Origin of the sequence: Pseudofrankia coriaricola, from assembly GCF_001854805.1 — a bacterium.
Classification (GTDB): Bacteria; Actinomycetota; Actinomycetes; order Frankiales; family Frankiaceae; genus Pseudofrankia.
In genome coordinates, this window is record NZ_MBLO01000085.1 from 1 (window position 1) to 23,623 (window position 23,623).

The window sequence follows — 23,623 nt, forward strand, 5'->3', positions numbered from 1 at the left end:
GCGTTCGCGCTGCAGACCGGACTCGCGATCACCGTCTGCCACTTCCCGCCCGGAACCTCGAAATGGAACAAAATCGAGCACCGACTGTTCTCGCACATCACGATGAACTGGCGCGGCAGGCCGCTGACCAGCCACGAAGTCATCGTCAACACCATCGCCGCGACCACCACCCGCACCGGGCTGACCGTGACCGCCACCCTCGATGCCGGCACATACCCCGACGGAATCAAAATCAGCGACGAGCGGATGGCCTCGCTGCCGATCGACCGCCACGACTGGCACGGCGACTGGAACTACACCCTGCGCCCCGAACCACCCGCTCCACCACCCCCACCACCACCGCCGTCACGCGAGCCCGCGCACCCCGAGTGGGCGCACCCCGCGCTGACCGGCCTCGACACGGCCACCTGGGACCAGCTGATCTCCACCCTGGGCACACCCCACCGCGTCCAACGCGAGGCCGCCCTCCTCATCGCCCGCGGCGGCCTCCCGACCCGCAAACCCGGCGCCGGCCACCCACCCGCGCTCACCCTCGCCGAACAGGTCCTGATCACCGTGCTCCGCCGCCGCTTCGGCACACCCCAGCCGGCGCTCGCCGAACTCTTCGGCGTCTCGACCGGCACCATAGCCACCGCCACACGCCGGACCCAGACCCTGCTCGACCAGTACGGCCCCCCGATCCCGCCAGCCCCGACACCACTCAGGACCCTCACCGAACTGACCACCCACGCCGCCGCCCACGGGATCGACCTCACACCAAAGATCAAACCAGCGCGTTAATAATCTGCGGGCCCATAGTCCATAGCGATCTTGACCGACACCCTGCTGTCACGCGGCTCGGGACATCAACTCGCATCGCCGACGGGCACGGCGTACGTCGACCCGACCGCACTCCGCCCGCCGATGCGGCTTCTAACCGCAGTTAGGGTCCGCCTCACTCCAGCGTCATGCCGGCATCGCCACCGCTGCAACATCGCTGGAAACACCGCGTACGACCTCGCGCGGGTCGCCGACCACGGGGGCCTGACCAACGATGTGATCGCGGGTGCCCGTCCCTAGGCGCGCGGTCGCACGGCTTCGAGGCGACGGCCGCGAACCGCCGCACGCTGCAGGTCGACGAAGTGCACTACTCTCCGACGCTGGTTGATCTTGGGTGACCTGACCTTGTCTCGCGCCGGTGGCACACTGGTCAGGTGGTCGGCGGGGACGATCGGGGCGCCGTAGGTGGCGGAACCGAGGGTTGGGACTTCTTCGTCTCATATACGACAGTTGATCAACCATGGGCGGAGTGGATCGCGTGGCAGTTGGAAGCAGCCGGCCATCGTGTCCTCATCCAAGCGTGGGACTTCGTCGCCGGGACGAACTGGCAGATCCAGATGCAGGAGGGCATGCAAGGCGCGCGGCGCACCATCGCGGTGCTTTCTACCGCCTACCTGTCTTCGATCTACGGCGAAAGCGAATGGCAAGCCGCTCACTCGGGCGACCCCCGCGGCTTCGAACGCAAGCTCCTGCCTGTACGGGTCGAGAATTGCTCACGGCCGGGGTTGCTCCGCGCGATTGTCTCGATCGACCTCTTCGATCAAGACCCTGATCATGCGAGCCGGTACCTTCTGGAGCACGTTGACCAAGCGCTTTCCGGCCGCGCCAAGCCCACCGTGCCCCCCGACTTCCCCGCGCGTCGACACAGCCCACCAACCAGCGAACCGGATTTTCCCACCGACAAGTCGGAATCGCCTGCGCTACCAGCCGCCCCTAACAGACGACAGGTCCATGACGATGGTCTCGATCACCAAGGCGGCCGCGCACTCGACGTCGACCACGCCGAGATCGCCCGCTCAGCCAACAGCCTCACAGAAACGCGCAATCAATCAGCTATACCCGGCCAACCCATCGGCTGGTTTGACGATCCACTCGTTCTCGAAATTCATCCAGCGATCGATTCTGGTGCGAGCACCGCAGGCTTACCGACATTGCCATCATACGTCTCAAGGGATCACGACAAAATCTTACGCGCAATTGTCAATGACGCCATAGGCGGGCATAGCAGGATAATCGCACTAGTTGGTGGTTCCTCGACGGGCAAGACTCGGGCATGCTGGGAGGCAATTCAACTGTTGCCGGAGCCGTGGCGCCTATGGCACCCGATTAGCCCGGGGCATTCTGAAGCGGTAGTCGACGGTCTCCCCCAAGTCAAGCCGCACACTGTAGTTTGGCTAAACGAAGCTCAACATTATCTACTAACGAATCTCGGCGAACACGCCGCTGCCGGACTGCGCGAGTTAATTCGCGACCGTGATCGCGGACCCGTGCTAGTCCTGGCTACCCTCTGGCCCGAGTATTGGAACGAGCTGACCAGGTATCCGGCAGCCGGTAATGTCGATCTTCACGTACAGGCGCGCGCGTTACTCACACTCAATTCCGTAACCGTCCCGGAGGCCTTCACCGGGCCTACGCTCGACGCTCTTAAGGAGGCTGCTGGGCATGATCCTAGACTGGCCGAAGCCGGCGCCAGAGCTGCAAACTCTCAGGTAACGCAATACCTCGCGGGGGGCCCAGCTCTTTTGGAACGCTATTACAATGCCCCAGCCCCGGCAAAAGCTGTGATCGAAGCGGCCATGGACGCCCGTCGCCTCGGCCATGGTGAAGCGCTGCCAGAGGATCTTCTAGCCGCGGCAGCTCCCGGATATCTGGCCGACGAGCAATGGGATTCTATGGGTGAAGATTGGCTCAGCCAGGCCTTTGCATATACCTCTGAGGACTGCCGTGGTGCTCGCGGGCCACTCACGCGCATCCGTGCCCGTCCCGGGCAGTCCTACTATGACCAGCCACACTACCGGCTCGCGGACTATCTTTATCAGCACGCAAATGCAGACCGCCGCGCTGTGCAGCCGCCAGGTGAACTCTGGAACACTCTCATGGAGCGTGCGGGGCCGGACGATGCAGCGAGGATTGCGGACAATGCCGAATGCAGGCTGCTCTACTGTTACGCCATTCCCCTGTACAGACGCGCGGTCGACGCTGACAGCGCCGCCAAGAGAGGGTCACCGCACACTTATTTTATGAGTTCTCGGCCTGGGTTTGGCAAGAGGAACGCCCCCTACAGCCTTGTCGGTCTGCTGGCACAGCGCGGCGATCTTGATGAGTTGAAGGTCCGAGCTGATGCTGGCGATTCGCAAGCGGCTGCCAGGCTGGCAATCCTGTTGGCTGAGCGGGACGACTTAGACGAACTGCGGATTCGCGCTGATGCTGACGATAAGTTCGCCAGCGCTCAACTCGCCGGCCTGCTGATCGAGCGGGGCGACCTCAGCGAATTGCGTGCGCGAGCCACCGCCAGCGTCGGTGCTGCTGCTTATCAGGCTGCCAGCTATCTTGTCTCTTTCCTCTTCCAGCGAGGTGATACCGACGAAGCCCTAAAAATATTGCAGCCTTGGGTGGATACCGGCGAGGTGAGCGTCGAGATGCGCGATCTTGATGAACTACGTGCCGACATCGACTCTGGCGATCACGGAGCGGCCCGACTGCTGGCAAAACGTTTGACCGCCGAAGGTCATGTTAACGAGCTGAGTGCCCGCGCTAAAACGGGTGACACTTACGCGGAACACGGTTTGGTTGAGCTTCTGACTCAGCAACACAATCTCTCTGCGGCGATTGAGATAGTAAGACCAAAGGCCGACCTGGACGGAAGTACCTGGGCTAACGAGAAACTGGCCGATATCCTTTTCCGGTTGGGCGATGCGGACGAGTTGCATGCGCGGATGAACGCTGGCGACTTCTTTGCGGCGCGCAAAATAGCGGATCTTCTGACCCTGCGCGGAGATATGGACGGACTCGACGAGGTCATCGATGGTGTCCGTGCGCGAGCTAACGAGGATGACAGCAACTCCGCGAGCCTGCTAGCTGACTTGCTGGCGCAGCGAGGCCGGCTCGACGAGCTGCGGATTCGAGCGGACGCGGGACACGAAGGCGCCGCGGGTCGGCTAGCTGATCTGCTAGTTCAGCGGGGTGACCTCGCCGAGCTACGCGCTCGAACCGACGCTGGTGATGTATACGCCGCGTACCGATTGGCTGATCTTCTTGTACGCCTTGGTCGGCATGAGGAGGCTCAGCGGCTACAGCGGTTCGGCTTCAATCCAGACGGGTCCATCGCGTCGGATGCGGCCTCTTGAATGTTGGCCCAAGGACTCGGCCACGTAGCGGCCGATCGACAGCGCCCGGGTGAAAAGCCGGCATGCCGCGATTAGCGTGGCCCCGACCGATTCCTCTAGACCCACCGATCGGCCGGCGAGCCTCGCGGGCATCGTTATGGATCACGGACGACCGTCTCGCGGAGTTGCTCACTGAAGGTTCGAGGCGGCGGCCGGCACCCCGCGAGGGTTCCTAGTGCGCTGTCCGTGAACGTCTGCCGGGCGAGGTGTGGCGATCTCGGTTTGCGGTGATGCGCAGGTGTCTGCTCCTGCTCGTGGGAGGGGGTCTGCGATGGCGAAGCCGGTGCATGTCCGTCGGTTGACGGATGAGGAAGGACAAGCCCTGCTGCGGATCGTGCGGCGGGGTCGGCACGACGCGGTGAGGATCCGCCGGGCGATGATGATCCTGGCGTCGGCGTCAGGAAACACCAACGAGGCGATCGCGGCCCTGGTCGCCGCCGATCCCGACACGGTCCGGGACGTCATCCACGCGTTCAACGACCGCGGGCTGGACTGCCTGGACCCGCGGTGGGCAGGTGGCCGTCCGCGGCGGATCACCGCGGACGGCGAGGCCCGCATCCTCGAGGTCGCCCGCACCCGGCCAAGGGCGCTGGGGCTGCCGTTCACCCACTGGAGCCTGCGCAAGCTGTCCGACTACCTGCGCCACCCCCCGGCCGGGGTACCCCCGGTCATCGTGGGCCGCCAACGCCTCGGCGAACTGCTGCACTCCCACCGGATCTCCTTCCAGCGCACCCGCACCTGGAAAGAGACCTCCGACCCGGACGCGGAGACCAAACTGGCCCGGATCGAACAGGTGACCCGCCGTTTCCCTGACCGGTGCTTTCGCCTTCGACCAGTTCGGACCGCTGTCAATCCGACCCTGCCACGGGCTGTGCTGGGCCAGAGCCGGCCACCCTGACCGGCTGCCGGCCACCTACCACCGCACCCACGGCATCCGCTACTTCCACGGCTGCTACTCGGTCGGTGACGACACCCTGTGGGGCGTCGTGCGCGARCGCAAGGGAGCCGACCACACCCTGGCCGCCCTCAAAAGCATCCGCGCCGCCCGCCCGGACGGCGCCCCGRTCTACGTCATCCTSGACAACTGGWCCGGRAACAAGACSGCCGCGATCCGCACCTGGGCGCGGCGGCACAAGGCCGAGCTGTGCCTGACCCCGACCCAGGCGTCCTGGGCCAACCCGATCGAGGCCCACTTCGGCCCGCTGCGCGGCTTCGCCCTTGGTAACAGCGATCCGCCAAACCACCCGGCGCTCGCCCGCGACCTGCACGCCTACCTGCGCTGGCGCAACACCCACCGCCGCCACCCAGCAGTGCTGGAAGCCCAGCGCCGCGAACGCGCCCGTATCCGCTCCGAGCGCCAGCACCGCTGGGGCCACACCAGAAACGCCGCCTGATCTACAAGAACCGACCCGCATTCGCGGACAACGCACTAGAGGCCGTGGCGGACCCAGAGGCCTTTGCCGCCGAACTCGCCGCAGTGCGCGCCGGGACGCTCCCGATCTTCGCGGACGCCGAAGTCGGCCTCGCCACCTAGCACCGGGAGCGGCCCATCGCCGAGGAGGCCGAGATGATGGGCGAACTCGAACGCACCCGAGCGCAGCCCAACCCTTGCGCGAAGCCGCAGCCACCGCCGTGCAGGCGCCCAAGAACTCGGAAGTGGTAGCAAATCCGCGAGGGCTATGACCAAACAGACCTGCGAGCGAAGGCGGTCGAAAGCCGCAGCTGAGGCGCTGTGGCAGGCGGAGCCAGGCAAAGCGGAGTCGGCACATGCGTGGGCTGTCTCCGTCGCTGTGGACTACAGCGAGAGCTGGGCGTCAGGCGTCGCGTGGAGGGCGCAGGCCTGGTCGTAGGCTTCGGCTGCCCGTGGCTCGGCGGGGCGATCTCCCAGCGCCTGTCTGACCGGCTCCATGGCACCAGGCATGGCTGACGTGCCGAATGGCAGGCCGAGGTGGTGGTGGCGATAGCGCTCGATCTGGCTGACGGCCGATTCCCACGTCGCGGCTTGCGGGCTGGCGGTGGGGCGGGGGCCGAGTAGCGCGGTCAGGTAGTTGGCGGGTTCGCCCATGGCGCGGTGGACGGCGTCGGCCGTCTGGCGGTCGAGAGCGGCCTCAACGCGGAGCAGCCGCGCTGTCTGGGCCTTCTCCGTGGACGGCAGTCCGTTGGCTGCGTCCGATACCGGCGCTGGCACAGGAGTGGTGCTGGCCGCTCCGGGCGGGGTGTCTGTGAGGGAGTGTCGTTCGGCGGCGAGGGTGGCTGTCGGTCGGGTGGTCAGGTGGGTGATCTCGGCTTGGTCCAGGAGCCGGGCGAGGTCGTTCCATTCCTGCTGGGCGGTCGCCGGGTCTGGTAGCTCGTAGAGAGTCAGGTCGACGTCGGCGAGTCCGCAGAGGTTGGCGACGCGCTGCTCGAGTACGGCGGCGCCAGTACGGATGTCGTCGCGGGTGTCGTGGGCGAGCGTCGCGGCCAGGTGTCCTGGTTCGTGTCCCGTGTCGAGGAGGGCGTGTGCCCCGGCGATGGCGCGGCTTCGCGGCACCGACTGGCTGACGCTGGCGAAGCGCGTCTGCTCGATGTCGGGCAGTCCTGCGGCCCAGGTGGCGACGATGCGATGTGCCAGGTCTCGGTGGCGGAGCCATGGGTCGTGTCGGTGGTCGTCGTGTCTCGCGCCGGGTGGCGGCCCGGCTTCGTGCTTGGGGGCGTCGGGGTGGTGGCGGGCGTGGTAGACGGCGAGCGCGCCGACGGTGGCCTCCCAGACGGCGCGGTCCGGCCCAGCGGCCGGGTGGGGTCCGATCCGCGCGACCAGCGCCGCTGACGGCGCGGCCAGTGCGGCGGCGCGCAGAGCGGCTTCGGCGGCCAACTCGGCGCGCCGCAGCACCACCTGGCGCGGCGCGATGGCGCGGTCCGTCCTGGTCGGCGCGGTTTCCGGCGCGGTCGGCGCGTCGAACCCGGGCAACGTCGGCGCGGCGCGTTCCCGCATGGTCGGCGCGGTTTGGGCACCAGTAGCCGCGCCGGCATCGGACGCCATCGTGTCCGGCCGCGGGCCCGATGTCGGTCGGCCGAGTCGGAGCGCGGTGAGTTCGGCGAGGGTGTGCCGGCGGCGGAGGCAGTGGGCGTCGGTGGCCCAGGAGTCGTGGTCGGTGGCGAGGCGTTCGGTGCGGGAGCGGCTGAGGCGGTCGGCGAGTTGGTCGAGGGGGTTGTCGTTGTCGGGCTGGTTGGGGAGCCAGGTTTCGTCGTCGTCGTGTTCGTTGAGGTCGTCGCGGCGGACGAGGTAGGCGGCGAGGTCGGTGCGGGCGCGCGAGAGCATGACGTAGAGGCCGGCGCGGGTGGCGTCGTCGGTGACGATGGCGCGGGCGGTGTCCATGGTGGTGCCCTGGGCTTTGGCTGCGGTGATCGCGTAGGCGTGGGTGAGGCCGCCGTCGCGGCCGTCGGCGAAGCGGTGGGTCAGGTACTCCCAGGGGATGTGGACGGTGCCCTTGCTCGGGAAGTACACGGTCAACGCCTGGTCGGTCGGCCGGTCGGGGGTGAGGTGGACGGCGGTGACGACGCCGATGGTGCCGGTGCGGATGTAGGCCGACCGGGGCTTGCCTGCTGGGATGAGGGTGTGGCCGGCCTGGGTGAGGGTGATGACCTCGTCGCCGACCTGGAACTGGCGGTCGGCGGCGTGTAGCGCCGGGCCGGTCAGTGTTCCGTCGGTGGTGAGTAGTGCGCGGGCGGCGCGGTTGAGTGTCTCGACCTCGCGGTGCCGCTCGGCCATCAGGTGGATCTTTAGAGGTTGCGGGCGTGCCTCGACGCCCGGCGCCCGTGCCGACGCGCCACTCGCGCCGTTCGCGCCGCCGTGCGTGGCGCGGGCGCGCCGTTGGCGTTCGGTGTACCAGTCGGCGACGGCGCGTTCGAGGAGGGTGTCGGCGCTGTCGGCGAGGTGGATGCGGCTGTCGGCGGCGAGCCGTTCGAGCGCGGCGCGGACGGTCGGCGCGGTGTCGGCGCGTAGCGCGCCGAGCGCGGCGCGGACCGGCGCGAGCTCCGGGCCGGCCTGGCGATGCACGGTCGTCAGCGTCGGGATGTCGGCGGTGTGGGTGGCGAGGTGGGTGAACCAGCCTCCGGCGCCGACGGAGCCGAGTTGGGCGGGGTCGCCCAGGACGATGAGGACGGTGGCGGTGCGGGTCGCGTAGCGCAGGAGGCGTTCGGCGTCGCGGGTGGCGAGCTGGGTGGCCTCGTCGACGATTAGGACCGAGCCCGGTGGCCAGATGGTCGCGGGATCGTCGGTGTGGTCGAGGAGGGTGAGCCAACTGGCGAGGACGCGGGCCGGGATGCCGATCCGGTCGGCAAGCTCCTCGGCCTGCCTGCCGCCGTGGGCGGTGGCGAACACTGCATGGCCGGCGGCGTGCAGGATGCCGGTCAGGGCGCGCATCGCCTCGGTCTTGCCGGTGCCCGCGGGGCCGATCGCGGGGCGGACCAGGTCGCCGCTGGTCAGTAGCCGGCGCACCAGCTCCATCTGCTCTACCGACAGCACCACGGAGACCGCGCTCGCGCCGGCGCTATCTGGACGGGCGCCGGTTGGCGTGCTGGCGGTCGCGAGCCAGGACTCGATGCGGTCGGGTTCGACGAGCTGGCGAGGGCTGGCGCCGGCGACGACCTGGCCCTGGCGGATGAGCGCGGAGACCGTGTCCTCGGCGCGCAGCATGTCCTCGACCGTGTAGAGCAGTTCGGGCTGATGGCGGCGGCGCTGACCGGGAGCCGTGCCGTGCAGCAGGACGACTCGGGGGTCAGCCAGGAACCGGTCCGTCAGCCGTTCGATCGTCTCGGCGTCGGCTCGGTCCCCTGCCCATGCGGCGACTGTCCGCACGACATCGCGGCGCACGAACGTGGTCGCTTTCTCCGTCAGCCCCACGGCACCGGCGAGCCGGTCGAACAGGTCGGCAATGTCCTGCTCGCCGAACGGTGCCGGCCGGTCGGGTGTGGGTGTGGCGAGTTGGCGGACCTGGTCGACGGTCCAGCCGGCGGCGGTCAGCCGGTCGAGTTGCGCGGTGCGGACCGCGTCGTCGGCGAGCACCTTCTTCGCCTTCCGCGAGCCGCGCTGCGCCGCGGCCTTCGTCGCCCCCGACGGCTCCAATCCCTGCGCGACCAGCTGGGCGAACTCCGCCTCCACCTCGCTGTGTCGCGTCGAGAACGCCGCCAACAGCTCCGGCGGGAAGCTGGCCAGTTCCGCCACCCCGTTGCGGGCCGGCTCCCAGGCAACGCCGCGCAGGCGGGACAGCTCGTGGCGCAGCACCGCGGCACCGACGAACCCCGCGGTCCGGATGTGCGCGAGCAGCACCTCACCGTCGACGGCACGCCACTCCCATCGCGGAACCGCGTGCCAGCCCTGGTCTCGGGCTGAATCGCCCGGGTTCTGGTCGGCGGGGACGGTGACGAGGTTGGCGATGATGTTGTGGATGTGGAGGTGGGCCTCGGTGTTGCGGGACACGTCGTGCAGGTAGGAGGCGACCGCCAGGCCGAGCGATGGCTGGTTGCGGCCGGCGACCAGGCCGAACGCGGCATGCAGCTCCAGATAGCCGATCGTCGCGTCCACGGCCGCGTCCAACGCGGCGCCGATGTCCGCGCGCAGCGCGTCGTCCCCGAACGCCCACAGCAGGCTCACCGACTTCGGCGCCGCGCACACAAGGTCGTAGCCGAGCACCGTCGCCGGCGGCACCCGCTGGGCGTTCCACCGCTCGAACACGTCCCGCCGCACCCGCCACCGGCCATCCGCCCCACGCTCACCGGTCAGTTGCTCGCGCGGCTCACGGCCTGGCACGGCAGCCGCGGCGGCCTGTACCGGTCGAGTGGATGGGGCTGAGGTCGTAGCCTCGCTGGAGCGCTGTCCGACGTCGGCCATCACCGATGCCCCATCAACAATGGCGGAGTCGACAGCGTGGACCTCCGCGTCGGCAGCGGTGCGGGCCTGGGCGGCACGGCTCACGAGCCCTCGCAGATAGGACGCGCCGACCCCCGCGATTACCGCAGCCTGCGCCAAGGTCAGCCACTCGGTGCCCTCGTCCACCCCGCCGCCCTTGCCACCTGCCAGGTGGCCGGTCGCCATCGCGCGGGAGGCACGGTCCGCCGGCTCGGCTCTGCTCAGCAGCGGACGGCCGGTGATGGTGTGCTGGCCGCGCAGCAGCCGCGCCAACGCCTCGCCTGAAATCCCCTGACCATGCAGACCAACGAGGGCGGCCAGCCGGCCCCGGGGCCGTCCACGTGCCTGGCCTCGGCCGTAGTAGCCCGCCAATGCCCCTCCTTCTGGCTGACCGCCCTGCACATAGGCCACGACCGCCGCCACGGCCTGCCCCGCCCGAGCTGGCTCCCCGCCCCGCACACGGAGGATCTTCGCCGTGGCGATCACAAGAGACCTCCGATGCCCGTGCCGTGGCGGCCAAGGCAGCGAGGTCTGTAGTCGGCTGGACATGGCATAGGGCACTCCAGACAGCTGGGATGGCGAGCCCGATCGGCAGGATGACGTCGGACGGCTTCGCAGCCTGCCCACAGCGGTCATCGCAGCGGCCTTCGTGACAGTCACCGCCGACGACATCGCGACCAGACCGGCCATCGCGCCAGCCCTCCGCCGAGTCATCGCGTCCCAGCGCCGGCCTCGGCGCGCATCGCCAGTGGCGTCCAGTGGGCAACCGCGGCTGTGCTGGGCGGAACGGACGGCGATGCCATTCGCGATGACTGCGGGGGTGGCTGTGAGGGTGACAGGCCGGGCGACGGTCTGCGTCATGACTCGGCAGCCGAGAACACCAGAGGAACCGACCAACTCTGCAGGGACGGCGTCCCCGTCCACCCCCGGGAAGGAGATCCCGGCCGGCGGGCCGCAGGCCAACAGTCCGGACGAGCCTGCGGTACATGTCGAGGTACCTGCGGGCTGGTGGCGCCGGGCCCCGACGACCGACGACTCCGGCCGAGCCACGGGCTACACCGCCGAGCTGGCTATCGCCACCACCGGACGTAGCTCGCAGATCGTCTGGTCGACCCGGTCCCGAAAGCTCTGGCAGCTCGAAGCAGCACTGGGATGGGCGATCCCACTCCCCTTGCAGCGGCTGCTGATTCGCGCGCGTGACCGGATCCGAGGACCGCTAAAGGCCGGTCGGCCTGCCACGAGCGCGACCGGGCCTGTGCACCTCGTCGACGACACGACGATCACGTCGTCGCTCTACCGCCCCCGGCGGGCCAGCACCGAACGCATCGGCGACACGCAGGCAACGACCTACGCCGGCTTCAGGCCGACGAGCTGATCACGGGCGCCTGGCGCTACGGAGACGTCCGGGTCGATCTGGTCGACGACCTCACAGCCGACGACCCAACCGTCGGGCCCACCGCCTGGCGGATCTACGACAGCGAACTGGTCGTCTTCGCGGGCATCGAAACGCCGAACCTGGGCGAGACCACGGTGGATGCCTAGGAGGCGATGCCCGCCGTGCTCGGCATCCCGGCAGGGCTGCGCCGCGCGTCCGCACGTCCATGTCTGAGGCTCGTCTGAGGCTCACGCGTTGCCGAAAAGCTCGTTCTGAGATCAAGACTCGGTCCGGCCCACGCCGCGCGCTCGCCGGCCCGTCGCAGTCTCGAACCGAATGGACCGCACAACACCAAATAGGGCTGACAACCGTAAGCCTACTTATCACCCTAAACGAGTCGGTTCGTCGAGGTAACTACTACCCAAACAGCGTATTCCTGCGCCGCTTACGCTTCTCGGAGCGGGCCTGCGGTTTGGCCTTACCTGTCGTCCAAGCGCTACCTACAAGTAGGACGCGTCCGCCGACAACGCATCTCTTCGCGTCTACATAATCCGCCTGTGTGGAATCACGTGGCGTATTCGTGTGCCATCACAATCTCCGCGTGCGCCGCCGCGATCGCCTGCGCACTGCGCGCCTGAGTGAGAATAACTTGAGTACCTCGGGTCTCGGCAGCACTTCCAATGCGGGTTATTCCGTCCACGACCACATCTGACGCTAGACCTTGCTGATATGGATTGTCGAGCATAAGAAGGCCGGGAGGACAAGCTCGGCCTTCCAGGTCGAAATCTAGGTGGAGAAGTCCGTAGCTATAGGCAAGAAAGAAAAGTACCCTGGCTTCTGCGCCGAGTTGCTGATCCCACGGCCGTGTGCCGACATAGAAGGTTAGCTCGTCTGCCGAGATAGTCACCTTCCCTTCTACCCACCCCCGCCCCTCAAAGTCTACAAGGAAATCATTCATACGCTCGGCGAGCTTTGCGCACCGGTCAGAAGCATCAGAGGAGTTCCTCGTCTCATTGACTGAGAGGGCAGATAGACGATCGACTTCCGCACGAGCGTCAGTCATCGCCTGTTCCGCCACAACGCGCCGGTTCAAGATTGTTTCAAGCGCTGGAAGTGCGGCAAGTTGCTGTTCTATACGCCCGATCTCAGTTGCAATATCTTCAAGCCCGGTGATGAAAGGGGCAAGCCGGGCTGCCCGTGCATCTTGCAGGCGGCGGGCGAGACTCACACGCTGGTCGTTTGCACGTTTCTCTGCGGCGCGAGCTCTGTCAAGGTCGGCGACCGCGCGCTCAAGGGCTGACGCGAGGTCGTCCAGTTCTGCTGCAAGCGCGCGTTGCTCGCGCTCAGCGCGCCGACGCCGGCGATCTTCGGTCACCTCCTGGTCGCAGAGATAACATTTCGCTTCATGCGCCCGTGCCGCGTCGACAGACTGCTCGCATGCCGGGCAGATCCGGACAGGTAGTTCGTCGAATGCGTCAACCGCGTCAACCAGTCGATGAAGCCTATAAATATCCGCCTGGACCAACGACCGTGAACGCTGGTGCTCTGTCACGACGATCTGAAGGGCAGATGCAGATTCAGCGGCTACAGCGGCGTCTGTAGCCGCTCGCTCTAGTTTATTGGGCAGTTCTGGATCGACCCCCGGCGTCGCTCTGGGCGATGCAGTGTCCCTAGTAGCTCTGGTGGCCGCCTCAGTGAGTGCCTCTTTCTCTGCCAAGGCGGCATCGGCCTTTTGCTGGAGCCCAGCGCGAACTACGTGTATCGCATCGGAATCCGCGATCGGTGGTAGACCGAGTTGGTTTACTACGGCGCGAACCGCCTCATCGGTACTGGCAAGGACGTCGCGGTAAACCGCCTCCGTAGCGGCAAGCCGGCGTTGCGCTTGACCAAGATCGTACTCTGCTGTCTCGTATCGTGCCGGTGCAAATCCGAGCAGGAGACTCACAACGGCACGTCGCAGGTATTCTTGCTCCTTATAAGCAAATTCAGTCCAAGAGTCTTCCCTACGGTAGATGTGCCGCAGCGTACTCCGAAAGCTCAATGGTATCAGTTGACTGGCTGTCGACTTATTGCGCCCAAGGGGAATTGATAGCCTCGGCCAACCGAGGCGTCGCAGTAGCCAATCTGAAAATTCGGGAACCGCCAGATCGGTGTCTCCATCGACTAGAATTCGACCACGCCGGCCGCTAGTAAAGTCTCTGGTGATACGCGTCCTGCGACCATTGAGCGACAAATCGAGCGAGAACGATACATATTTCTCATCTATAGCTGAGCCCAAGGCTTCACTCAGACTGCTAGAATTTCCAAAGCAATAGTCGATCACTTTCAGGGTTGTCGTCTTGGAGCTATTTCGTGGCCCGGTCAGCACGGTCATCGCGCCACGACTCAAGTCGTAGTCATCGACCTCGCCGGTTCCGTGCACCATCTGCACCTTTAGTACGCGAATGCCTGCACCAAGTTCTACGGGCCGGAGCTGGCGAGGCGTGGTCACGGTCGGATCTCCGCTCGTAGTGGCAGCTCGCCCACCTCTGCCGGAAAGATGTCGTAGACGAGGTCCTTTATCTGTGTGCCCGACATCGCAGCGAGGTTACCCACCATAGCGTCGCATCGATCCACGATTGGTCGAAATGAGGGCCGGTCCGCAAGGCGCTCCGCGAGACGGCGGCCGGTCGCCGTCAGACTTACGCGCTCAGGCGTAGTGATGGTGACTCGCACCAGGTCTCGCGCTTCGAGGAAGGCGAGGAACTGCCGGTATCTCGGGTCCCAGGGACCATATCGATACCGAATCATCGGCGCCTCCACCTCCGCTCCCCCAGCGGTCCAGCTATCAAGCTCACCTCCGTCCGCTCTTAGCCGCTCTCTTGCTCTTTCCAAGAACGACGGGTAGCGAACAAAGAAGTCGAGCTTCGCGAGTTTCGTACGTCCTTGAATTGAATACCGAGTGCCCTCTCCGCATCGGCGTAGTAATACCAGCAGACGTGCCGCATGGAAATCAATGCTATCGTCCGGGTCCCAGGGACGATGCAGCGGCGGGACGTTGTCTGAGCCCAGTTCACGGACCATCGGCATACCTGTTCTGACAGCGAGCCGTGACATCGTGTAGCGAAGCTACTTTGTCAAGCAAAGAAAATCTTGGAGCGGAAGGAATCTGTAGCGCTCCGACCGCCTGCATCGTTGCAGCGTAGCTTGCAGCTCCCTCGGCGATCTCCCCTGCCCGCCGGCGAGCGGCAATATCGCTACACAGTGCAAAGACGTGGTCATTAAGATGGTCGAGCTGCAAACGTTCATCACCCACCGCAGACCGGTAACGACGTCGATATCTGAGAAGCATGTCGGTATGGCGCTGCGCTTCTTCTGGCGGGATGCTCGCTTTCCCTAGCTTGCTGGCGAGCGTTGGCAATGGATCAGTTCCCCCATCGGGTCTTCTGCCAGTCACCCATGCCACGGCATCGCTCAGTTTCGCCGCAAAGTCAGCTGAATTCCAGGCGCGAACTGCGACTGCCGCAGCATCGCGTGAAACCTCATCCGCCAGGCACCTCAGGATGTCTTCCAGTTCCTGCTGAAGCGGGCGCTGACCAAGAATATCCGAGACGGCAGTATTGAGCCTTCGAATAAGAACAGCTTCGACTTGATCAATAGTTCGGGCCTCGACCATCACGTGAAATCGAGCAATGTACCACGATAGCGTTACGCCTTCGGGTAGCTCCAGATTGGTCAGCCGCCTGGCGAGATCGGCACACTCGACTTCCGTTGTTTGCGGCCAGCCAGCTTGCCTGTCAACCCTGAAATCATTGAGGTCACTCAAGGGCGTCTCATTGAGGAGCAGGCAAAATCGCGTATTCTCAGTCAGGCGCTTCCCGGTGAAAAGTCGGCCGAGAATGCTAGTATCAGCTCGGTCTTTGATCTCCGGCTGGCACACTGTGGCTACGCTATGACGCGTGCTGTCTTCTTTTGTCTTGACTTGACGATAGACGGCATGATCGCCAGATACGCAGACTATGTCATCGAGAGCTTCGAAACTGACTTCATCGAATGCGCCGGCGTGCATGTCAAGGCAGTCGAGCAGCGTGACAGCATCCTGATAGGCGTAGCCTCGTCGACTTCTGCGACCTCCGTCGCTGGGCGGGGCGTTAGCCACTTACCCTCCCCGTAGTGACGCAGCCTGGGCCTGACACACTTTCCGGCGATCCGGCACCTGATGCGTGATCGGCCAGACTGTAGCCGATATGGGCCCGTTCGGAGAAGGCTTTACGTCATCCAGACCGGCCACAGCGGATCTTCCCAAGAGCGCAGGCCGGTGGCAATTACCGGTAGGCCACAGCGTCCGCGTCGAGCGCTGGCAACAGTCCGTCGTCGCCTGATCACGCGTCTGACAGGCATCGCGTCGGTCTTCACGGCCAGCCGAGGAGACCGAACTCATGCGATACGGCACATGACAGGGAGAGATGTACTGCAACCGGGCGAACGTCGGTGGATCGTGAAGACGGCCGAGCCTCGGTCTGGAGTGGCGATCCGGGGCGGCGCCATCGACGATGGTATCCCCGGGCAGTGGCTAGAGCGGCAGCCACGCCGGTGGACAACGACGGACGAGCTGGATATCCGTGAGATTCGAACGCACGCGACCTGGACCGGCGCGCGTCAGCGGACGCCTACACACAGGTATCTGGCGATCGCAAATCCCTCGACGGTGACTGCAGCCGAGGTAGCTGGCGCGACCGGTTCTCACGGGAACCGACTGATCGGAGCTGACAGCTAAGTTGACAGCCGAGCCGCCGGGCGCCAGCGGACGCCGATGGAAAACAGCGGACGGAACGCCGAGGCCGGCGGACGAGTGAGGCCCCCCGCGGACGTCCCCGTGCGGGTTCTCTAGCCGACTTCGGCCGTGCTTGTTGACGCGATCGACGAGCTGAGCTGCGGAGAGGACGTTAGGAAGGTCAGCGTGGCGGTCAGGACGGCACGGGCCGCAGCGATGGTTGTGTCCAGGCCATCCAGCGTTTCGATGGAGATTCTGCCTGCACCGAGGCCGCAGCGTGCCGATACGGCGACGAGTTCACGACGCTGAGCGCTGGGGAGCCCCGTTGGGTCGTTGTCGACGAGCAGGTCGCGGGCGGTGTAGCCGTCTCCTGTGGCGATAGCCAGCTCGGCGAGTCGGGCGGTGAGACGGGCCGAGTCCAGTGTGGTGAGGCCGTTGGCCGACCGGACGATGGCCAAGCCTAGGCGGACGTAGAACACGGTCAGCGCGGCTGTGGGTGTCAGGGCGTGGAAGCGTTCGATCGCGGTGGTGGTGCAGGCGGCCGCATCGGATCCGGCGGCGCGATACACGAGGGTCTTCAGGCAGGCGGTGACGGCGTTTTCCCAGGACTCGCCGGGGACGGTGGCGTCCAGGAGAGTGAGGGCGGCGTGGTGGTCGCCGGTGGTGGCGTGGGCGAGGACGGCGACTTGGCGGCCGTCGTGCATGCGGTGGCCGATGCCGTGGTGGCGCTGGAGGTGGCGGTGGGCGTCGTGCCAGCGGCCGGTGCTGGTGAGGGCGCGGGTGCCGTCGGAGAGTAGGACGGTCCAGAGCCAGCGGCGTAGTTGGTGGCGTTCGTGTGGGGTGGCGGTGAGCAGGTCTGGGGTGACCGGGATGCCGTCGATTGTGGTGGGTTCGCCGGTGGTGATCGTGCGGTAGAGGTCGTCGAGGAGTTGGTAGGCGCCGTCGCCGTCTCCGGCTCTGGTCCGGAGGCGGGCGAGGTTGACCAGTGGTTCGAGGGCGTTGCGGGCGAGCGCTGGGCTCAGTGGTCCGGCGTCGATGTAGAGGCGGGCGTGGTCGTGGCACCAGCGACGGGCGAGATCCGGTAGGCCGCAGTCGGAGGCGATGAGCGCGGCCTGGTTGTAGGCGGTGACGGCGGGCATGGGATCACCGGTGCGGACAGCCTGGTCGACGAGGTCCCGAAGTGCAGCGACTCGACGCGGCAACGCGATGCACGGTGGGCGTGGTCGGGCGATGAGGGGGAACCAGCGCAGCGCCGGGTCGGCGGGGTCCACGGCTACTCCCAGATCACGGTGATCGGGCGCTGCGGGCGGTCGAGGACGTAGCGGCCGGCCGCAGGATCGGTGCTCTCGGGGGTGTCTGGGATTTCGAAGCAGGCGGTGCGTCCGCGCTGGTTGGTGTCCCAGGTGCGGGTTTCGTCGGCGACCCGGTGGGCGAGTTGGTCGCCAGTGGGGCCGTGGCCGATGAGGCCGATCTCGTAGAGTTTTTCGCCGTCGGAGGCCGGTGGGGCTGGGCGAAGCGTGAAGTAGGCCAGGTCGGCGCCATGGGTGGTCGCCATCGCACCCCAGCCGAACATCGGCGAGACGCAGCCGCGCTCGACGGCGGCCGGGACGGTGTTCATCCGCATCAAGGCGTTGGGCAGGTGCAGGCACAGCCACAGGTCGAGCCATTCGAACGGCACGTTGCCCGGGAACAGCACGCCGGTCCACTCGGTCGTGCCCGGCTGGTCGAGGACGCCGGCGAGCTGGTCGGCGTCGACGTCCTGGTCCTTGTGGACCTGGAGGGTGACGTCACCGGCCGCGGTGACAGGAACGATGCGCCGGGCGTCGTCGCCGATCCCGCGCAGGGGCATGAACACGGCGAGCTGGCTGTCGACGCTGACCCAGCGGTCCTCGCGCCGCTCGAAGGCGATCGAGCGGGAATTCGTGCCGCGCAGGCGTAGCGGAACAACGAGTCGGCCGTCGGCGGCGAGCTGGTCCAGCCAGGCGGCTGGAATCTCGAACGCGCCAACGGTGGCAATGATCCGGTCGTGGGGCGCGTGGCTAGGGTGGCCAAGCGCACCGTCGGCGCGCACGACGTCGACGTTGTTGATCCTGGCGGCCGTGAGGTGCTCGCGGGCGCCGTCGACCAGGTCCTCGTCGACGTCGATCGTGGTGACGTGGCCGGTGTCGCCGACGACTGTGGCCAGGAGGGCGGCGTTGTAGCCCGTGCCGGCGCCGAGCTCGAGAACACGGTGGCCTGGTTGGGCGGCGAGCTGTTCGAGCATCTGGGCGACCATCGTCGGCTGGGACGCGGCGCTGATCGACACACCGGTGCTGGTGGTCTTCGTGTAGACGGCGGTGTTGGCATAGGCCTCGGCGACCGGCACGCCCGGTAGGAACAGTTCCCGAGAAACGCGACGGAACGCCGCCTCGACCAGCGGTGTTCGGATCGTGTGGACGTCGAGGAGCCGGTCGGTGAGCGCGTGCCGCAGGTCATCCGCGGACGTGGCGGACCGGTCGTCGCTGACGGTCGTCATAGCGGTCTCCTGGGAGCTGGGCTGGCAGCGGGGGCAGCTGCGAGCGGCGGGCGTGGTGCGCGTGTCGTCGGTGTTGAAGACGAGGTTCGAGGCGAGCGTGGCCAGAGTCGCGAGCTCGGGCGCGGGCAGGCCTGCCCGGTTGGCATGGAAGATCACATGATGGGTGAGGACAGCGCGCAGTCCGCGGGTGAGGGCGCCGACGCGGCCGAGCATGGCGAGGTCACTGCCGGCCTGTTGGAAGGCGCCGCTCCAGAGGCTCATGGTGGCGAGGGGCCCGCCGGGGTGGGTGAGTGTTCGCGTATCGGCGGTCATGAGGCGCCGCATCGCCCGCTCGGTCTCGCCTGCGCGGCCGGTGGGGAGGGCGTGGCGGTGGCCGGGGCGAAGGTCGGCGACCTGGCCCCAGACGTCGCCCTGCTCGTACCAGTCGAGGCCGGCGGCGCGCATCATCGCGCTGCACAGCAGTGCCGCGGCCTCACGCCGTCCTAACGCGGTGGCGTCGTGCCGGGCTGCCTGCTTGAGAATGCCGAGGCTGTCGGCGTGGAACAGCAGGTGGGCCCTGTCCATCGCCTCGGGCCCGCCGAAGGCGCGTTCTTCCGGTTCGTAGACGCCGCGGGCCCAGCTGATGATTCGGCCGCGCTCGGCCAGATCATCGAGAAGAGCCGGGAGTGGCACGACGGACGATTCAGGCGCGCGAAACCGCAGGCGCCAGGGCCTCTTCCGGACGAACCACCAGTCGCGTAGCTGGCCTGCCGCTTCTGCCTGGATGAGCACGGGCAGCAGGTCGCGCACCGCGACGTCCTGCGCGGTGACGCGGTCGGCGAACTCGATCTGGATCTGCTGCCAGCCGGTGCCGGCCATGCCTTTTCCTTGTCCTTGTCTGGATCTGCCGGTCGATGGGCCAACGCGCGGGGTCATGCGATCAGCAGGCAGGTCTGCCAGCCGGAAACCGGTGGCGCCCCGGCATGCACGGCGAGCTCGGTGAGGCCCAGGCCGGCTTGTCCTTCGAGAAGGCCTGGGCCGCGAACAGACGGGGCTGCGCGGAGAGCGTCGAGCAGGCGGGGTTGTAGTTCGTCGAGTTGGCGCGCGGTGCCCGGTTCGGCGTCGGCCGCGGCGGCGAGAGCGACGAGTGCGAAGCCGGCGTAGCCGTGGCACAGGGTCGCGTCCGCCGCGCCGGCCCGCAGGGTGACCGCGGCGAGGGCTTGGACCAGCGCATGTTCGGTGAGGCGTTGGCGGGCGTGGTCGCCCGCCGCGAGCGCGGCGAGTTGCTGTGCGCGAGCGACGCCGACGGCGCCGTAACACCAGCTCGGCGGCGTGTTGTCGGTGATGTCGCGCCGGCCAGCACGCAGCTGGGCTCGATTGACCCAGTACGGCCAAACCGGACCGGCGTCGGTGTCGAGGCGCCAGCGGTCGAGCCACGTGAGGATGCGGGCGACTGCGTCGAGCTGGCCATCGACCTGGACGCCGGCGCGGATCGCGAGCGAGAGCAGGGCGAGTACGCCAGCGATGCCGTGAGCCATTCCGACCTGTTGACCGGACTACCAGGCGACACGCCGGCTTGGTGATGGCGTGTGCTCGTGGGTGATCGATAGACCTGCCCCGTCTCGGTGTCGAAGGGGTGGAGTCGGGTTGTTCGACGAGTCAGAGCGTGATGTCCGGTCCATTCAGGTGCCCCGGTGGGGTCGGGTGGAACAGGTCGGTGGCCTGGTTCCGTGGCTCGTCGTGGATCCGGACGGGGTGCCGGTCGAGCCGATCCGGCGGTACCTGACGGACTTCGTGGCCCGGGACAATCGTTCGGGCAGCGTCCGCAGTTACGCATATGGTCTGCTGCGCTGGTGGCGGTGGCTGCGGGCTGTGGGTGTTGAGTGGGATCAGGCCACGGCCGCGGAGGCTCGCGATCTCGTGCTGTGGTTGAAGCAGGCGGCCAAGCCACGGCGGTCGCCGCGGACGGGGTCGGCGGCGACGGCGGGCACGGTCAATCCGATCACTCGTAAGACGTATCTCGATGACGAGTACAAGCCTCGGACGGTGCGGCACTCGAACGCGGTCGTGCGGGCGTWCTACGAGTTCTGGATCGAGATCGGTCAGGGTCCGCTGGTCAATCCGGTGCCGTTGGATCGCGGTTCGGGTCGGCGCGCGAACGCGCATCACAATCCGTTGGAGCCGTTTCGGCCCGAGGGGCGTGTCCGCTATAACCCGAGGGTCGCACGGCGCAGGCCGAGGGCGATGCCCGATGAGCGGTGGAACGAGTTGTTCGCTGCGCTGCGGTCCAACCGGGACCGGGCCCTGGTGGCTCTGGCGGTCAGCAGCGCGGCCCGTGCCGGTGAGYTTCTCGGTGTCCGGTGCGTGGACCTGGACTGGGGCGAGCAGCTGGTGCGCGTCGTGCGCAAGGGCACGCAGGCCGAGCAGTGGCTGCCGGCCAGCCCGGAGGCGTTCGTGTGGCTGCGTCTCTATCTGGCTGATCTCGGTGAGTCGCCGGGTCAGGACGAGCCGCTGTGGCAGACGCTTCGCCAGCGGGACCGGGGTGAGGGCCCGCGGCGTCAGCCGTTGAACTACGAGGCGCTGCGGGCGGTGTTCCGTCGGGTCAACGGCCTGTTGGGCACGAACTGGTCGATGCACGACCTGCGGCACACGGCGGCGGTCAGGATGAGCCGGGACGAGCGGCTGTCGATGCGCGACGTGCAGGTCATCCTCGGTCATGCGCACCTGTCCACGACCGCCGACGTCTACCTGGTGGAGGACGACGCCGAGGTCATCCGGCGAGTCCACGAGTACCTGGCGGGCCGAGAGGCCCAGGCGCAGGTTCCGCCGCCGGCCGCCGCGGGCTACGACGAGGGGGACCTCGCGGTGCTGTTCGGGGGGAGCCTGCGATGACGGTCGTCACGGCCGCCCGGGCGCAGCCGGGCCTCGCTGCCGTGCCGGGCAACCCGTGCCTGGGGCATGAGCCGGGCCCGGCTGACCGGTTCTCGATCGAGGAGGTGCTTGGCCAGCTGCGGGAGCTGCCCACCTGGTTGACCTGGGAGGGAACGCCGCCGAGCCAGCGGCTGCGGGGCGCGGCACGGGTGCTGACCTGGCTGGGGTCCTGGCCTGGCGAGGGATGGCAGGGGCGCTGGCTCACCGCCAGCGGTGACGAGGACTCGGGTTGGACGCGCCAGCTCGCCGCGGACGGCCCCCGAACGGCCCGCTCCAGCGTCACGGAGCTGCGAGCGGGGCTGAACTGGCTGTTCCTGGCACGTGTCCTGCGACCGGGCTACGGCTACTTCGTGCGCACCAAGCCCGCCGTTCTGTTCGAGCAGGCACCCCACCTCATCAGCCCGGAGCTGTTCGACCGGCTCAGCCAGGACACAGCCGAGCCGATCACCGCCCAGGAGCGCACCCTGGCACGCACGGCCTTGGTCAAGATGGTCCTGCACACCGGCAAGGACCTCGAGCACCTCACCACCCAGGACATCTTCGAGTTCCGCGACTGGATGAACCTGCGCCACAAGGCCAACAGGGGACTGGGCACGGCGTGGGACCTGCTGCGCGAGGCAGGAGTGATCTCCGTGAGCGGGTCGTTGCGGGAAGCAGTCCGCCGCGGCCAGCTACCGGTCAGCGATCTCGTCGACTCCTACGGCATCCGCAGCCCCACCGTCCGGGCCGTGCTGATCCGCTACCTGGAAGAGCGGCGTCCCAGCCTGGACTACAACACCCTGCGCGGAACCGCCAGCCAGCTCGCGGGCACGTTCTGGGCCGACATCGAACGCCACCACCCTGGCATCGACAGCCTGGACCTGCCCGAGGACGTCGCCCAGGCGTGGAAGGAACGCCTGCGCACGGTCCGCACGAAACAGGGACACGTCAGGCCGCGCCAAGGCCGGCTGGAGCTGCTGACCCAGGTGCGGGCCTTCTACCTCGATATCCAGGAATGGGCGCACACAGACCCGTCCTGGGTGCCCTGGGCGGTCCCCAGCCCTGTCCGCCGCGGCGACACCGGCGGGATCGTCAAGGCCCGGCTCCAGGCCACCGCACGGATGCACCAGCGGGTCCGGGAACGTCTGCCCCAGATGCCGGTCCTGGTCGAGACCGCCGAACGCCACCGCGACCGTCAGCGGACGCTGCTGGACACGGCGACCACGACCGCCGGCGGCGGGCTGTTCACCCACGACGGCCAGCGATACCGGCGTCTCGCCGCCAAGGCTCACCACGGAGGCGACCGCTACCGCGGCCGGGACACCGTGGTCGCCGAGAACGTCGACACCGGCGTCAGCGCCGACCTGACCCGCGCCGAGGACGAGGCGTTCTGGGCCTGGGCGATCATCGAAACCCTCCGGCACACAGGCACCCGGCTGGAGGAACTACTGGAGATCACACATCTGGCGTTGACCTCCTACCAGCTTCCCGGCACCCGCGAACTGGCGCCACTCCTGCAGATCGTGCCGTCGAAGAGCAACGAGGAACGGCTCCTTCTCGTCAGCCCGGAGCTCGCCAGCGTCCTGGCCAGTGTCATCAGCAGGCTCCGCCGTCTCAACGGCGGCTCCGTCCCCCTGGTCGCCCGCTGGGACCCCCACGAGCGGATCACCGGACCGCCGCTTCCGCACCTGTTCCAGCGCCGCAACGGCCACCGCTGGAGCGTGATGAGCTACAACACGGTCCACCACCTCCTCAACGACGCGGTCGCGCGGACCGGCCTGCTCGACGCCGCGGGCGAGCCACTGYACTACAGCGCCCACGACTTCCGCAGAATATTCACCACGGAGGCCGTGACCGGAGGGCTCCCGGTCCATATAGCGGCACGGCTGCTCGGCCACCAGACGATAACCACGACACAGGCATATCTCGCCGTTTTCCAGGAAGATCTCATCCGGTCCTACAGGTCCTTTCTCGACGGCCGGCGGGCCGTCCGGCCCGA

At 67.3% G+C, this 23,623-nt stretch carries 13 protein-coding genes; 7 read left to right on the forward strand and 6 right to left on the reverse strand.

The features are described from left to right. The 4 genes from BCD48_RS55620 to BCD48_RS56605 all read left to right on the forward strand — a co-directional run. Positions 1-780: ISAzo13-like element transposase-related protein (locus BCD48_RS55620; protein WP_491677132.1), on the forward strand; the 780-nt coding region annotated here is incomplete at its 5' end. Between the two features lie 413 nt (positions 781-1,193). Beyond that, entirely contained in the window at positions 1,194-4,166 is a 2,973-nt protein-coding gene (locus BCD48_RS55625; protein ID WP_083418633.1) for a TIR domain-containing protein, read from the forward strand. A gap of 310 nt (positions 4,167-4,476) precedes the next feature. After that, the gene (locus tag BCD48_RS56600) at positions 4,477-5,103 is read left to right on the forward strand and encodes a helix-turn-helix domain-containing protein (RefSeq protein WP_241841726.1); all 627 of its coding nucleotides are present in this window, start codon (positions 4,477-4,479) and stop codon (positions 5,101-5,103) included. Then, positions 5,075-5,599 carry a transposase gene (locus BCD48_RS56605; protein WP_241841728.1) on the forward strand — a complete coding sequence of 175 codons (525 nt, stop codon included), beginning with the start codon at positions 5,075-5,077 and terminating at the stop codon, positions 5,597-5,599. The genes BCD48_RS56600 and BCD48_RS56605 overlap by 29 nt, the downstream gene beginning before the upstream one ends. Before the next feature lie 401 nt (positions 5,600-6,000). On the opposite strand, the gene mobF is transcribed toward BCD48_RS56605, so the two are convergent. Further along, the gene (mobF, locus tag BCD48_RS14450) at positions 6,001-10,578 is read right to left on the reverse strand and encodes a MobF family relaxase (RefSeq protein WP_071048884.1); all 4,578 of its coding nucleotides are present in this window, start codon (positions 10,576-10,578) and stop codon (positions 6,001-6,003) included. A gap of 373 nt (positions 10,579-10,951) precedes the next feature. On the opposite strand from mobF, the gene BCD48_RS14455 reads away from it, so the two are divergent. Then, complete coding sequence (locus BCD48_RS14455; protein WP_071048885.1) at positions 10,952-11,467, forward strand: hypothetical protein; 516 nt, start codon at positions 10,952-10,954, stop codon at positions 11,465-11,467. A 565-nt stretch (positions 11,468-12,032) separates the two neighbouring features. Here the strand turns inward: BCD48_RS14455 and BCD48_RS50645 are convergent. The 5 genes from BCD48_RS50645 to BCD48_RS14475 form a co-directional block, all read right to left on the reverse strand. Further along, positions 12,033-13,958 (reverse strand): hypothetical protein, encoded by a 1,926-nt coding sequence (locus tag BCD48_RS50645; protein ID WP_131803989.1) that lies wholly within the window; start codon positions 13,956-13,958, stop codon positions 12,033-12,035. Positions 13,959-14,519: 561 nt separating this feature from the next. Beyond that, positions 14,520-15,605 (reverse strand): dsDNA nuclease domain-containing protein, encoded by a 1,086-nt coding sequence (locus BCD48_RS46245; protein WP_083418634.1) that lies wholly within the window; start codon positions 15,603-15,605, stop codon positions 14,520-14,522. Positions 15,606-16,333: 728 nt separating this feature from the next. Further along, positions 16,334-17,491 (reverse strand): hypothetical protein, encoded by a 1,158-nt coding sequence (locus tag BCD48_RS14465; RefSeq protein ID WP_071048887.1) that lies wholly within the window; start codon positions 17,489-17,491, stop codon positions 16,334-16,336. A 2-nt stretch (positions 17,492-17,493) separates the two neighbouring features. Continuing rightward, a complete protein-coding gene (gene fxlM, locus BCD48_RS14470; RefSeq protein WP_071048888.1) occupies positions 17,494-19,593 on the reverse strand; it encodes a methyltransferase, FxLD system in 2,100 nt (699 codons plus the stop codon). 53 nt (positions 19,594-19,646) lie between these two features. After that, positions 19,647-20,252, reverse strand: a complete 606-nt coding sequence (locus BCD48_RS14475; RefSeq protein ID WP_071048889.1) for a lanthionine synthetase LanC family protein — start codon at positions 20,250-20,252, stop codon at positions 19,647-19,649. Positions 20,253-20,418: 166 nt separating this feature from the next. Here BCD48_RS14475 and BCD48_RS14480 point away from each other — a divergent pair, with 166 nt between their 5' ends. Further along, positions 20,419-21,606: a tyrosine-type recombinase/integrase gene (locus BCD48_RS14480; protein WP_241841727.1), complete on the forward strand. Its 1,188-nt coding sequence runs from the start codon at positions 20,419-20,421 to the stop codon at positions 21,604-21,606. Beyond that, a partial coding sequence (locus tag BCD48_RS53575) for a tyrosine-type recombinase/integrase (protein ID WP_071048891.1) occupies positions 21,603-23,623 on the forward strand: 2,021 nt, incomplete at its 3' end. The genes BCD48_RS14480 and BCD48_RS53575, both read left to right, overlap by 4 nt.